The sequence below is a fragment of the Ralstonia sp. ASV6 genome (assembly GCF_016429285.1).
Lineage (GTDB): Bacteria > Pseudomonadota > Gammaproteobacteria > Burkholderiales > Burkholderiaceae > Ralstonia > Ralstonia flaminis.
In genome coordinates this window covers 1-13,847 of sequence record NZ_JAELUI010000061.1, presented here as the reverse complement: position 1 = coordinate 13,847, position 13,847 = coordinate 1, and the positions used below count along the sequence as shown (strand labels likewise).

Annotated in this window: 11 protein-coding genes; 9 read left to right on the top strand and 2 right to left on the bottom strand. The window is 64.3% G+C overall.

Features of this window, described 5'->3' with window-relative positions; translation table 11 throughout:
* The first annotated feature begins 115 nt into the window (after nt 1-115).
* From JHD73_RS13965 to JHD73_RS13930, 8 genes are read left to right on the top strand one after another with little or no spacing between them, the layout of a single operon-like run.
* Nucleotides 116-1,873, top strand: a complete 1,758-nt coding sequence (locus tag JHD73_RS13965; RefSeq protein ID WP_199030876.1) for an alpha/beta hydrolase — start codon at nt 116-118, stop codon at nt 1,871-1,873.
* A 51-nt stretch (nt 1,874-1,924) separates the two neighbouring features.
* A complete protein-coding gene (locus JHD73_RS13960; RefSeq protein ID WP_233176968.1) occupies nt 1,925-3,397 on the top strand; it encodes an efflux transporter outer membrane subunit in 1,473 nt (490 codons plus the stop codon).
* Complete coding sequence (locus JHD73_RS13955) at nt 3,394-4,467, top strand: HlyD family secretion protein (RefSeq protein ID WP_199030874.1); 1,074 nt, start codon at nt 3,394-3,396, stop codon at nt 4,465-4,467. Before JHD73_RS13960 ends, JHD73_RS13955 begins: the two co-directional genes overlap by 4 nt.
* The gene (gene rbbA, locus JHD73_RS13950; RefSeq protein ID WP_199030873.1) at nt 4,431-7,265 is read left to right on the top strand and encodes a ribosome-associated ATPase/putative transporter RbbA; all 2,835 of its coding nucleotides are present in this window, start codon (nt 4,431-4,433) and stop codon (nt 7,263-7,265) included. The genes JHD73_RS13955 and rbbA overlap by 37 nt, the downstream gene beginning before the upstream one ends.
* A 9-nt stretch (nt 7,266-7,274) precedes the next feature.
* Nucleotides 7,275-8,426 (top strand): ABC transporter permease, encoded by a 1,152-nt coding sequence (locus tag JHD73_RS13945; RefSeq protein WP_199030872.1) that lies wholly within the window; start codon nt 7,275-7,277, stop codon nt 8,424-8,426.
* A 9-nt stretch (nt 8,427-8,435) separates the two neighbouring features.
* Nucleotides 8,436-8,942 carry a hypothetical protein gene (locus tag JHD73_RS13940; RefSeq protein WP_199030871.1) on the top strand — a complete coding sequence of 169 codons (507 nt, stop codon included), beginning with the start codon at nt 8,436-8,438 and terminating at the stop codon, nt 8,940-8,942.
* Between the two features lie 9 nt (nt 8,943-8,951).
* On the top strand, nt 8,952-10,397 hold the full coding sequence (locus tag JHD73_RS13935; RefSeq protein ID WP_199030870.1) for a bifunctional enoyl-CoA hydratase/phosphate acetyltransferase: 1,446 nt from the start codon (nt 8,952-8,954) through the stop codon (nt 10,395-10,397).
* Nucleotides 10,394-11,578: an acetate/propionate family kinase gene (locus tag JHD73_RS13930; RefSeq protein WP_199030869.1), complete on the top strand. Its 1,185-nt coding sequence runs from the start codon at nt 10,394-10,396 to the stop codon at nt 11,576-11,578. Before JHD73_RS13935 ends, JHD73_RS13930 begins: the two co-directional genes overlap by 4 nt.
* 36 nt (nt 11,579-11,614) lie before the next feature.
* On the opposite strand, the gene JHD73_RS13925 is transcribed toward JHD73_RS13930, so the two are convergent.
* On the bottom strand, nt 11,615-12,592 hold the full coding sequence (locus JHD73_RS13925; RefSeq protein WP_199030868.1) for an alpha/beta fold hydrolase: 978 nt from the start codon (nt 12,590-12,592) through the stop codon (nt 11,615-11,617).
* 68 nt (nt 12,593-12,660) lie between these two features.
* On the opposite strand from JHD73_RS13925, the gene JHD73_RS13920 reads away from it, so the two are divergent.
* Nucleotides 12,661-13,107, top strand: a complete 447-nt coding sequence (locus tag JHD73_RS13920; protein ID WP_199030867.1) for an Rrf2 family transcriptional regulator — start codon at nt 12,661-12,663, stop codon at nt 13,105-13,107.
* A 151-nt stretch (nt 13,108-13,258) separates the two neighbouring features.
* Here the strand turns inward: JHD73_RS13920 and JHD73_RS13915 are convergent.
* On the bottom strand, nt 13,259-13,847 hold a 589-nt coding region (locus JHD73_RS13915), incomplete at its 5' end, for an IS3 family transposase (RefSeq protein WP_233176966.1).

The following is a 13,847-nucleotide window of genomic DNA, read 5'->3' as shown; positions in this document are numbered from 1 at the left end:
CTGTGAAGGGCGTCTAGAGTCGGCACTCTTGTCTCGGTTTGAGATGCATCAAGTTCATGCTGCGGCAGCTGGCATCTAATGGATTGCATATTTGCAAACGTTTAACGCCCCGACCATGCGCACCGCCCCCGTGCCGTCTTCCCCAGCTGCCGAGTTGATTGATCCACCGTTTCACGCTGCACTTGCACGTACGTCGGGTTCGTTGTCACTGGTATCGATGCAACTGGCGTTGCTCGATTGGGCACTGCACTTGGCGGTGTCGCCCGGCAAGCGGCTCGATCTGTGCCGCCTGGCACTGACCCAGGCCGAGCAGCTCGGGCGCTACATCCAGAACTGCATGGCGGCTGGCCCTCAACAGGCGAGTCTTTGCGTTCTGCCGCCGGCACAAGACCGTCGTTTCCAGGCCGATGAGTGGCGCCTGTGGCCGTTCAACGTGCTGCACCAAACCTTCCTGCTGACTGAGCAATGGTGGGAGGCGACAACACGCGGCGTGTGGGGTGTCGCCCAGCACCATGAAGACGTGGTGGCCTTTGCCGCACGGCAGTGGCTCGACATGATGTCGCCGGGCAACCAACTGGCGACGAACCCCGTCGTCCTGCGTCAAACCTTTGAGCAGCACGGCGCCAATCTCGTGCGGGGCGCGCTCAACGCGCTTGACGATCTGGAACGTGCCATGAGCGGTGCGCCGGCCGCCGGCACCGAACGCTTTGTGGTGGGGCGCGACGTGGCGGTGACGCCCGGCAAGGTCGTGCTGCGCAATCGCCTGATGGAGTTGATCCAGTACGCGCCCAACCCGTCTGTCAGGCCCAAGGTCCAGGCCGAGCCCATCCTGATCGTGCCGGCGTGGATCATGAAGTACTACATCCTGGATCTGTCCCCGCAGAACTCGCTGATTCGCTATCTGGTGGAGCAGGGCCATACTGTGTTCTGCATCTCGTGGAAGAACCCTGACGAGGCCGACCGCGATCTCGACATGGATGACTACCTCAAGCTCGGCGTCTTCGCCGCGCTCGATGCGGTCAACGCCATCGTGCCGAATCAGCGCGTGCACGCCACGGGCTACTGCCTGGGCGGCACACTGCTGGCCATTGCAGCGGCGGCCATGGCGCGCGATGGCGATGCGCGGCTGGCGTCCATGACGCTCTTTGCCGCGCAGACGGACTTTTGCGAACCGGGTGAGCTGGGGCTCTTCATTGACGAAGCGCAGGTCAGTCTGCTTGAGGCGCAGATGGCGCAGACCGGCTATCTGCGTGCAAGCCAGATGGCTGGCGCCTTCCAGATGCTGCGGTCGTATGACTTGCTGTGGTCACGCGTGGTGGGCGAATACCTGCTGGGTGATCGCGCGCCCATGAACGACCTGATGGCCTGGAACGCCGATGCCACGCGCATGCCCGCGCGCATGCATAGCCAGTACCTGCGGCGCCTGTTCCTGAACGACGACCTGAGCGAGGGCCGCTACCCCGTCAACGGCAAGCCGGTGATCCTGAACGATCTGGACCTGCCGATCTTCGTGGTGGGCACGCTGACCGATCATGTCGCGCCATGGCGCTCGGTCTACAAGCTGCATCACTTGACCGAGGCGGAGCTGACATTCGTGCTGACCAGCGGCGGCCACAATGCCGGCATTGTCAGCCCACCGGCAAATTCGCATCGGCGCTTCCAGATGCAGACACGTCACGCGGGCGGGGTTTCGCTGGCGCCGGATGACTGGCTGGCGTCGGCCCCAACCACGGACGGTTCATGGTGGCCGGCATGGCATGCGTGGCTGACCACGCATGCATCTGCCCCCACACCGGTCAAGCCGCCGAAGATGGGGGCTCCGGGCCTGCCGCCGTTGGGCGATGCGCCTGGCATCTACGTGCTGGAGAAATAAATGCGTGAGCAGGATAAGACCACGGCGTACGGCTGGTACGCCGGCACGCATATGGCCGCCCTTGCCGCAATGGCCTCAGCCACAGCCGTACTGGCGTTGTCGGGCTGCATCTCGATGGCGCCGCCATACGAAGCCCCGGCGCTGCCCGTGGCCCAGCACTATGACGCCAACGATGACCGTGATGGTCTGTCCGCCGCTGCCGTCGGCTGGCAAGCCTACTTTACGGATACGCGTCTGCAGGCGTTGATTGCCCAGGCGCTGGAGAACAACCGCGACTTGCGGACCGCGGTGCTGCGCGTGGAAGAGGCACGCGCGGCGTTCGGCATCCAGCGCGCGGAAACGTTTCCGCACCTCAACGCGCAGGCTGGCATCAACCGCCTGAGCATTCCGGCTGACCTGAGCCCCTTCGGCATGCCCATGCGCGTGAGCCAGTACCAGGTGGGCGCCGGTGTCTCAAGTTGGGAGATCGATTTCTGGGGGCGCGTGCGCAATCTCAATGACGCCGCGCTGGAAAGCTACGTGGCGTCTGATGCGGCGCGCCGTGCAGTCGCACTCGGGCTGATCGCGCAGGTGGCTGACAGCTATCTGGTCCTGCGTGAGCTGGATGAGCGCATCGCGCTGGCACAGCAGACCGTGGACAGCCGCACCGAGACCCTGCGCATCTTTTCGCGCCGCGTGGCAGTGGGGGCGACATCGCGGTTGAACCAGACGCAAGTCGAGACTCTGCTGACCCAGGCGCAGGCACTGCTCACGCAACTGCAGCAAGCGCGCGATGCGCAGGCGCATGGCCTGACGCTGCTCGTGGGTAAGCCCATCGACCTGCCACCGGTAGCAGAGCCACTCGATGAGCACCGGATGCTGGTGGAGTTGCGTGCAGGGCTGCCCTCTGATCTTCTGACGCAACGCCCGGACATCGCTGCCGCAGAGCACCGGCTGCGTGCTGCGCACGCCAGCATCGGCGCGGCACGCGCGGCATTCTTCCCGCGCGTGGCATTGACGGGCGCCTACGGCACGGTCAGCCCAGAACTGGGCAACCTGTTTGCACCCGGCACGCGTGCCTGGGTTTTTGCGCCGAGCGTGACCCTCCCGCTGTTCGAAGGCGGCAAGCTGCGCAGCAACCTGGACCTGGCGCAAGCCCGCCGTGATCTTGCCGTCGCGGGCTACGAGAAGACCGTACAAAGCGCGTTTCGCGATGTGTCTGATGCGTTGTCCGCGCGCAAGTGGCTGGCCGAACAGCTCGACATCGCGCAGGCCACGCTGGCAGCGCAGACCGAGCGCGCACGGCTGTCGCAACTGCGCTTCGATGCGGGGGCCTCGGCATTTCTGGAGGTGCTCGACGCACAGCGCGATCTGCTGGCCGCGCAGCAGCAACTGGTGCAGGTGCGCCGCGCGCTGCTCTCCAGCCGCGTAGGGCTGTACGCGGCGCTGGGCGGCGGTACACAGGCCGTCGAATCCGCATCCGATACCCATACCCATCTGAGCCTGACGCCGCCCCCGCGCGCATCGGGAAAAACAACACCATGACAACAACGCCCCAACAACGATGGATTGCATTGATCGCTGCCGCCCTGGTGATTGCCGGTGGTGCGTTTGCGTGGAAGGCCTTGCAGCAGGACGGCCCCGGCAAGGGATTTGCCAGCGGTAACGGCCGCATTGAAGCCACCGAGATCGACGTGGCCACCAAACTGCCCGGCCGCGTGCAGGACATTCTGGTGGATGAGGGCGACTTCGTGAACGCCGGCCAGCCGCTGGCGCACATGCAGGTGCAGACGCTGGAGGCCCAGCGCGACGAGGCCCAGGCGCGGCAGCAGCAGTCCGTCTCCGCCGTGGCCAGTGCACAAGCCCAGGTGGCCGTGCGCGAGGCCGACCGGCAGGCGGCCCTGGCACAGGTCGCCCTGCGCGAAAGCGACCTGGATGCTGCACAGCGCAGGTTGGCGCGTTCTGAAACGCTGTCGCGCGAAGGGGCGTCGTCCATGCAGGAGCTGGATGACGATCGCGCCCGTGTGCGTGGCGCCAAGGCCGCACTGGTGGCGGCCCGCGCGCAAGCGGAAGCGGCGCAGGCCGCTGTGGCCGCAGCCCGCACGCAGGTGGCCGGCGCCAATGCCACGGTCAAGGCAGCAGACGCGACGGTGTCGCGCGTAAAAGCGGATATTGACGACAGCGCCCTGGCTGCCCCGCGTGACGCCCGCGTGCAATACCGCATCGCCCAGCCTGGCGAGGTGCTGGCCGGTGGCGGGCGGTTGCTCAACCTGGTGGATCTGTCCGACGTCTACATGACCTTCTTCGTGCCAGAAACGGACGCTGGACGCATTGCCATGGGCAGCGAGGTGCGCATCGTGCTCGACGCCGCGCCGCAGTACGTGATTCCGGCCCGCGTATCGTTCGTGGCCAGTACCGCACAGTTCACACCCAAGACTGTAGAAACCGCCTCCGAGCGCCAGAAGCTGATGTTCCGTGTCAAGGCGCAGATTGATCGTGATCTGCTGCGCAAGCACCTCAAGCTGGTGAAGACGGGTCTGCCCGGCATGGCGTGGCTCAAGCTCGATGCGCAAGCCGAATGGCCGGTCAACCTGGCGATCAAGGTTCCGCAGTGACCCCGTTCGCCAATCCGCTTACCCAGCACGATGCCCAGCTTGGGCCGCCGCTTGGTCCATCCGTAGTCAGTCTGGCCGGCGTGAGCCTGCGTTACCGCAAGACGCTGGCGCTGGATGGCATCACGCTTGACCTGCCGGCCGGTTGCATGGTGGGCCTGATCGGGCCCGACGGTGTGGGCAAGTCGAGCCTGCTGTCGTTGGTGGCGGGTGCACGGGCCCTGCAGGATGGCGCGGTGCATGTGCTGGGCAGTGACATGGCCGACCGCCGCGCACGTGCCGTGGTCGGCCCGCGCATCGCCTATATGCCGCAAGGCTTGGGGCGCAACTTGTACCCCACGCTGTCGGTTGAAGAGAACCTGCAGTTCTTCGGCCGCCTGTTCGGTCACAACGCAGCGGAGCGCCGCCGACGTATCGATGCGCTCACAGCCAGCACCGGCCTTCGGCCATTCCTTTCGCGGCCGGCGGGTAAGTTGTCGGGCGGCATGAAGCAGAAGCTGGCGCTGTGCTGCGCGCTGATCCATGACCCGGATCTGCTGATTCTCGATGAGCCGACCACGGGTGTTGACCCGCTCTCGCGCAGCCAATTCTGGGACTTGATTGCAAGCATTCGGGCCGGGCGCCCGGGCATGAGCGTGGTTGTGGCCACCGCGTACATGGAAGAGGCCGAACGCTTTGACTGGCTGGTCGCCATGGACGCAGGGCAGGTGCTTGCCACCGGCACGCCGGCAGCGCTGCGCAGCCGCACGAGCACCGATTCGCTGGAGGCGGCGTTCATTGCGCTGCTGCCGCCAGCGCGCCGGCAGGGGCACCAAGCCGTGGTGGTGCCACCGCTGGTGGCTGGTGCGGAAGACGATGTGGCCGTGCAGGCGGGCGGGCTGACCATGCGTTTTGGCGACTTTGTGGCGGTCGACCACGTCGACTTCCGCATACGCCGTGGTGAGATCTTCGGTTTTCTCGGCTCCAACGGCTGCGGCAAGTCGACCACCATGAAGATGCTCACCGGCCTGCTGCCCGCCAGCGAGGGCCAGGCGTGGTTGTTTGGCCATCCGGTCAACCCCAAGGACATCGATACGCGCCGGCGCGTGGGCTACATGTCGCAGGCGTTCTCGTTGTACGGTGAGTTGACCGTGCGCCAGAACCTCGTGCTGCATGCGCGCCTGTTCCAACTGCCCGAACCCGAGGTGCAGCCGCGCGCGGCAGAGATGCTCGCCCGCTTCGGGCTCCAGGACGTGGCCGACAGCTTGCCCGAACGCTTGCCGCTGGGCATGCGGCAGCGCCTGTCGCTGGCCGTGGCGATGGTGCACAAGCCGGAACTACTGATCCTGGATGAACCGACCTCCGGGGTCGACCCGGTCGCGCGTGACATGTTCTGGCGCCTGATGGTTGACCTGGCACGGCAAGATCGTGTGACCATCTTCATCTCCACGCACTTCATGAACGAGGCCGAGCGCTGTGACCGCATCTCGCTCATGCATGCGGGCCGCGTGCTGGTGAGCGATGCGCCCGCCGCGCTGGTACGTACGCGCGGCACGCAGACGCTGGAGCAGGCATTCATCGCCTATCTGCGGGAGGCGTCTGAAACGGTGTCCGACGCGGCTCCCGGCGCCGCCGAGATTGCCGCACCCGCACCCGTAGCAACAACCACCGCATCAACCGGCACGTCTACACGCCGTCACTTCAGCCTCGCGCGTGCCTTGAGCTACTCGCAACGCGAGGCGCTGGAATTGCGCCGCGACCCGGTACGCGCCACGCTGGCTTTGCTGGGCACGGCCATCCTGATGTTCATCATCGGATACGGCATCAGCCTGGATGTGGAGAACCTCACCTACGCGGTGCTCGACCGCGACCAGACCGCAATTTCCCGCGATTACGCGCTCAACCTGGCCGGCTCGCGGTATTTCATCGAAAAACCTCCGATTCGCGACTACGCTGAGTTGGACCGCCGCATGCGCAACGGCGAGCTGTCGCTGGCGATTGAAATTCCCCCGGGCTTTGCGCGCGATGTGGAGCGTGGCACGGCCGTACAAATCGGCGCCTGGGTGGACGGCGCCATGCCCACCCGTGCAGAAACCGTACGCGGCTATGTGCAGGCCATCCACCAACTCTGGCTGGCAGACGCCGCCGTGCACCGGCTGGGGATGCGGCTCGCGATGCCCAGCACGATTGAGACGCGCTATCGTTACAACCCCGACGTGAGAAGCCTGCCCGCCATGGTGCCCGCCGTGATTCCGATGCTGCTGATGATGATTCCCGCCATGCTGGCGGCGTTGTCGGTGGTGCGCGAAAAGGAACTGGGTTCCATCATCAATTTCTACGTGACGCCGGTCACCCGGGCGGAATTCGTGCTGGGCAAGCAGGCGCCGTACATCGTGCTGGCGATGCTGAACTTCTTGCTGCTGGCGTTGCTGGCGGTGACGGTGTTCGGTGTGCCGATCAAGGGCAGCTTTGCGACGCTCGCGCTGGGTGCGCTGATCTTCGTGACGTGCTCGACGGGTTTCGGGTTGTTTGCGTCCACGTTCACGCAAAGCCAGATTGCCGCCATGTTCGTCACCATGATCGGCACGATCATCCCGTGTGTGCAGTTTGCGGGTTTGCTCAACCCCGTGTCGTCGCTGGAGGGCGTGGGGGCCATGATCGGGCGCGTGTATCCGGCCACCCACTTCCTGACCATCAGCCGCGGCGTGTTCAGCAAGGCGCTGGATGTGGGGGCATTGGGCAGCGCCTTCTGGCCGCTGCTGGCGGCGGTGCCGGTCATCCTGGCGGCCACGCTGTTGATGCTGCGCAAGCAGGATCGGTAGGGGCGCGCCATGTCAGACCATCCGACCGATCGCCGCGCGGCACGCTTGCGCAACATCTTCCGCCTTGGTGTGAAGGAGCTGTGGAGCCTGGTACGCGACCCAATGATGCTGGTGCTGATTGCCTACACTTTCACGCTATCGATCTACGTGGCAGCCACCGCCATGCCGGAGAGCCTGCACAACGCCTCGATTGCCATCGTGGATGAGGACAGCTCGCCGTTGTCGGCACGCATTGTCTCGGCGTTCTATCCGCCGCATTTCCGCACGCCCGCGCTGATTCCGCTTACCGAGATGGACGCCGGGATGGATAGCGGCCGCTACACCTTTGTGCTCGACATCCCGCCCAACTTCCAGCGCGACGTGCTGGCGGGGCGCGCGCCGGCCATCCAGCTCAACATTGACGCCACCCGCATGAGCCAGGCCTTTACCGGAAACGGCTACATCCAGCAGATCGTCTCGGGCGAGGTGAGCGAGTTCCTGCAGCGCCACCGTGCGGCACCGGCCGCGCCGGTTGACCTGGTGCTGCGCACGCGCTTCAACCCCAACCTGGAACAGACGTGGTTCGGCTCGCTGATGGAGATCATCAACAACGTGACCATGCTGTCGATCATCCTGACCGGCGCCGCGCTCATCCGGGAGCGGGAGCACGGCACCATCGAACACCTGCTGGTGATGCCCGTCACGCCGTTCGAGATCATGACGGCCAAGGTGTGGTCGATGGGGCTAGTGGTGGTGCTGGCCGCGCTGATGGCACTGGTGTGCGTGGTGCAAGGCGCGCTGCATGTGCCCATCGAAGGTTCGATCCTGCTGTTCATGCTGGTGGCGACGCTGCACCTGTTTGCCACCACCTCGATGGGTATCTTCCTTGCGACGGTGGCGCGGTCCATGCCGCAGTTCGGCATGCTGCTGGTTCTGGTGCTGCTGCCGCTGCAGTTGCTCTCGGGCGGTACCACCCCGCGCGAGAGCATGCCAGCACTCGTGCAGGACATCATGCTGGCCGCGCCGACCACGCATTTTGTATCGGCGTCACAAGCGATTCTTTATCGGGGCGCAGGATTGTCCGTCGTATGGCCGCAGTGTCTGGCCATCGGTGCAATCGGTGCCGTGCTGTTTGTCGCATCATTGACGCGCTTTCGTAAAACCATCAGCCAGATGGCTTAAGGAGCCAACATGGATACACCTGCCAACCTTCCTCTCGCGCTCTTCAAGGCGCAAGTCGCACTCGGGCTGCAAACACTGGGCCTGCTCAAGACGGCGCGGCAGCGCTGGTATGAACTGGGTGCAGAATTGCTGGCTGAAGACGTAGGACGTACAGAATCTGCGCTGACCGAGCTGCAAGGCGTTGAAGACTGGAACGCATGGGCAACGCTGCTCCCCAGCGCTTTCTGGCAGGCCAACCAACGCGCAATGAATGTGGTTCAGGGCGTGATGCAAACAGCGATCGCCAATCAAGCGAGCTTTGCAACGGACTACCAGCGCGCCATGATGGCGTGGCAGCAGGCCTCTGTGCAGGCACTGAGCGCGGCCGGGAATGCCATGCCGGTACATACGGTGCTGCAGGGCATGCTGTCTTCGTTGGGGGCGCCGGCCGATGCGTTCATTCGCTCGGCAGTAGTGTTGCCAGGCACGGCACCTGCGCGCAGCATGGGCAACGGTCAACTTCGCACGGCTTCCTGAGGAGCACACATGGGCCCCGACCACCTGCCGGCGCCGCCGGCATCGCTGCCGGGCGGCGATCTGAGCGTGGTGCGCAATCGCACCTTTGACGAAATCGCCGTTGGTGAAACGGCCGCCATCCAGCGCACGCTCACAGCAGAGGACATCCAGCTCTTTGCCGTGCTGTCGGGCGATGTCAACCCGCAGCACTTGGACCCCGAGTTTGCGGTCTCCACGCGCTTTCATGGTGTGATTGCCCACGGCATGCTGGGCGGTGCGTTGATTTCCGCCGTGCTCGGAACGCGCCTGCCTGGGCCCGGTACGGTCTATCTTGGGCAGACATTGCAGTTTCACGCGCCGGTGCGTATTGGCGATACGTTGACCATCCGCGTGACGGTCACCAGCAAGGAAGAGCGGAGCAAGCGGCTCAAGCTGGCGTGCACCTGTACCAACGACAGTGGCGTCATCGCCGTTACCGGAGAAGCCGAGGTCATCGCGCCTACCGAGCGGATCGAGCGCCCACGTACAACGCTGCCCGATGTACGCATCACCACCGGCGGCAATGGCATCCATCGGCTGCTTGATCACGTGCGGCCCCTGGGGGCGATCCGCATGGCGGTCGTCCACCCGTGCGATGCGCTGAGCCTGTCCGCCGCGCTAGATGCCCGCGCTGAAGGGCTCATCGTGCCGTGCCTGGTCGCACCGCGCGCCAAGTTGATGCGCGTCGCCGCTGAAGCCGGGCTTGACCTGAGCGGCCTGGAAATCGAAGACGTGCCACACAGCAGCGCCGCGGCCACCCGCGCGGTGGAGCTTGTGGCGCTGGGCAAGGCCGAGGCGCTCATGAAAGGCAGCCTGCATACGGATGAGCTGATGGCGGCCGTGGTGCGCGCTGAAGCCGGGCTGCGCACCAAGCGTCGGATCAGCCATTGCTTCGTCATGCAGACACCAGCGTATCCACGCCCGTTTATCGTGACGGATGCCGCTATCAACATTGCACCGACCTTGGATCAGAAGGCCGACATCATCCGCAACGCCATCGATCTGGCCCATGCGATTGGCGTGGCGCGGCCGCGCGTGGCGATCCTGGCGGCAGTCGAAACCGTGAACCCGCACATGCCCGCCACGCTCGACGCAGCGGCGTTGTGCAAGATGGCCGACCGCGGCCAGATCGAAGGAGGCGTGCTGGACGGGCCACTGGCCTTCGACAACGCGGTATCGGCCGCTGCAGCCCGCATCAAGGGCATCGTTTCGGAAGTGGCAGGGCAGGCCGATGTGCTGGTGGTGCCGGATCTGGAAAGCGGCAACATGCTCGCCAAGCAGTTGGAATACCTGGGTGGGGCCGCCAGCGCGGGCATTGTGCTCGGCGCACGCGTGCCCATCGTATTGACCAGCCGTGCCGATTCACGCGAATCGCGCATTGCGTCATGTGCCGTCGCCACGTTGCTGGCGCACCGTTACCGCATCCTCCCGCCATGAACGATTGCATCGTCGTACTGAACTGTGGCTCGTCGAGCATCAAGTTTGCGTTGTTCGATGCCACACAGCTTCCGTTGCCCCGTACCCCCGTGTGGAGCGGGAAAGTGGAAGGCATCGGCACCGATCACCCCACCGTAGCGGAAGTCGGAGCGCCAGCGCAGGCCGTGGAGCTTGACGCCGCGCAGCCGTATCACGCTGCGCTGCTGCACATTCGCCGGCGTGTCGAGCACGTGCTCGGCAACCGTCGGTTGGTTGCCGTGGCACACCGTGTGGTGCACGGCGGAGCCAAGTACTTTGCACCCGTACGTGTGGACGCGGAGGTGCTTTCCGATTTGCGCAGCTTCATCCCGCTGGCACCGCTGCACCAGCCGTTTGCGTTGGAGGCCATCGAGGCGCTGCTGTCAGATCTGCCCGAGGTGCCGCAGGTGGCCTGTTTCGATACAGCGTTCCACCACACGCTGCCGCAAGTTGAAATGATGCTGCCGCTACAGTATGCCGCGTGGGAGCGCGGGTTGCGGCGCTACGGTTTTCACGGGCTGTCGTACGAGTACATGTCGATCGTCTTGCCCGAGCGACATGGCGATATCGCCCGTGGGAGAACCATCGTCGCGCACCTTGGCAGCGGTGCCAGCCTGTGTGCCATGCGCGGGCTCGAGAGCGTGGCGACCACGATGGGGTTTTCCGCGCTCGACGGCCTGATGATGGGCACACGCTGCGGCGCCCTGGACCCAGGCGCGGTGCTCTACCTGATGGAGACGGAGCATCTTTCTCCCGCACAGGTGGGGCACGTGCTGTATCACGAATCCGGTCTGCTCGGCGTGTCGGGGGTGTCATCTGACCCGCGCGATCTATTGGCGCAAGAAGCCGACAACCCGCGCGTGCAGGCGGCGCTGGCGCTTTACGTGCGTCGCATCGTCCGCGAAATCGGTGCCCTGGTGGCTGTTCTTGGCGGCTTGGACTTGCTGGTTTTCACGGCGGGGATTGGCGAACACAACGCCGTGCTGCGTGAGCGCGTCGTGCGTGCGCTCGGCTATCTGGGCGCCGATTTGGATGACGCGGCCAACCAAGCGCACGCCGCAATCATTTCCAGTTCGGCCAGCCGGATTCGTGTGGCGGTGGAGCCCACAAATGAGGAGTGGGTCGCTGCACGGCATGTCGCCCAGAGTGAGCAGTCGCGGTAGTCGTTGATATTGGTCTTTGGCCGTAGCGAAAGGTGATCAGAGTGATTTCAAGAAGCCGATCAGTGCCGCGTTGACCGCCTCAGGTGCTTCTTGCTGGAGCCAATGGCCCGCCTTGGGTACCACCTGCGACACGCGCAGCTGAGGCACTAACGACGGCATGGCATCGATGATGTTCTGCATGCCCGGCATCGCGAGGCCAGTATCGCTTTCGCCCACCAAGTACATGGCGGGCACATGGATTTGCAGGCCGACAAAGGCTGCCTCGGCTGCCCAATTGCGGTCAAGGTTGCGGTAGTAATTCAGACCACCGCGAAAACCGCTTTTCTCAAACGAGCGCACAAGCTGCTCAAAGTCCACGGCGCTGAGCCAGTCCGGCAGGGCTTGTGGGGTCGGCAATGCCGTAAGCAGTCCGTCTGAGCGAGCAAGCATGCCGAAGGGATTCGGTGTGAGCACATCGTCGCGTGGCCCAGCACTTCCTGAAGCCGCAAAGTAGATCTTGCGCAGGGTTGTCGCCACATCGGCCTCCAGCTCTCGCTCCGCCAGGCCTGGAGATGCAAAGTAGTGCGTGTAGAACCAGGCGTCTGGAGTCTGGGGAAAAAGCCGGCTGGGTGCCATGGGCGCACGGCCCATCATGGGCACCCCTAGTGCGGCCACCGCTCGGAATCGGTCCGGTCTCAAAAGCGCTGCTTGCCAGGCAATCGTCGCGCCCCAATCTCCGCCGACAACCACGGCTTGCTGCTCTCCCAATGCATCGAGCAGCGCGACCAAGTCGCCGACCACTTGCAGTGCCGTGTATGCGTCGACTGCCTCGGGCTGCTCACTGCGTCCATAGCCACGCAAATCTGGAGCGACGGCGCGGTAGCCTGCCGCTGCAAGCGCCGGCAACTGATGGCGCCACGCGAGGGAGGTCTCTGGAAATCCGTGGCAGAGCAGGACCAAGGGCCCCTGGCCTTGTTCAAGCAGACTAAGGCGTATTCCGTTGGCATCGACCAGGCGATGAGAAGCTGTCGTCATGAGTGTCTCGCTGTGCGTGAGCCAATACTGTAATATACATAGTTACGGAATAAAAGCATCTTCTGAATATGGCTCAAGACGTACGCCTTGCCCGGCTGTTGCACGTACTCATTCACATGCATCTGCGCGGTGGCTCTACCAGTTCTGAAACGATTTCGCGGATGCTGCACACCAATCCGGTCGTAGTGCGACGGACCATGGCGGCGCTGCGTGACGCGGGCTACGTTGCCTCCGCTGGCGGGCGCAGCGGAGGTTGGACACTCGCATGCGGACTCGACGCGCTCACGGTGGGCGACATTCATGCAGCGATTGCGAGTGCCAGTCCGTTTGCTTTCGGGCCAGCCCAAGACAACCCGCAGTGTCCAGTAGAAGCGGTGGTGAACCGCTTTGTCAGCGAAGCGCAGCGTGCGGCGGAGAATGAACTGTTGAGGTGCTTTCAAGGCAAGCGCTTGTCAGCGCTCGCAACAGAGTGCATCTCGTTCGCGTCGGAGCCTCAGGCGAATCACTCTGTATAGCGTTGACTGCCAGCGTAGAGACTTCTCTTTTGATGCATCGATCGCTGGCCGCTTCCGCATGGCATCCGCGATGGGTAGAGGGCTCGGGGTTCTGTGAAGCCACGTTGACGTGACCGGTATTCCGGTCCAGTTCTTATGAGAGGATTGAAGTTTATTGGATGGTGCCTGGTTGCTGTGCGGGCATCGGTGTTGGCCAGTGGGCGGCAGGTGCCGGCGGACGGTATCCAAGCGACGAATGCGGTCGCCGCGTGTTGTAGTGCCGGCGCCACTGTTCAATGACGACCTGCGCTTCTTTGAGGCTGTAGAACAGTTCGCCGTTGAGCAGTTCATCGCGCAGCTTGCCATTGAAGGACTCGCAGTAGCCGTTCTCCCACGGGCTGCCGGGTGCGATGAACAGCGTCTTCGCGCCCAAACGTCCCAGCCAGTCACGCACGATGTTCGCTGTCATCTCCGCACCGTTGTCCGAGCGCACATGCGCGGGGATGCCATGTACCAGCATGGCGTCGGCCAGCGTCTCGATGACGTCCATACTGTTTAAGCGTCGCCCTACCTTGATGGCTAGACACTGGCGCGAGAACTCGTCGACGAGCGTCATCAGTCGCAGGCTGCGGCCGTCTTCGGTAGTGTGGTGCACGAAGTCGTAGCTCCAGACGTGATGTGGATACTCCGGGCGCAGCCGCACACAGGAGCCATCGTTGAACCATAGGCGGCCCCTCGGGCGCCGCTTCTTCGGTACCTTG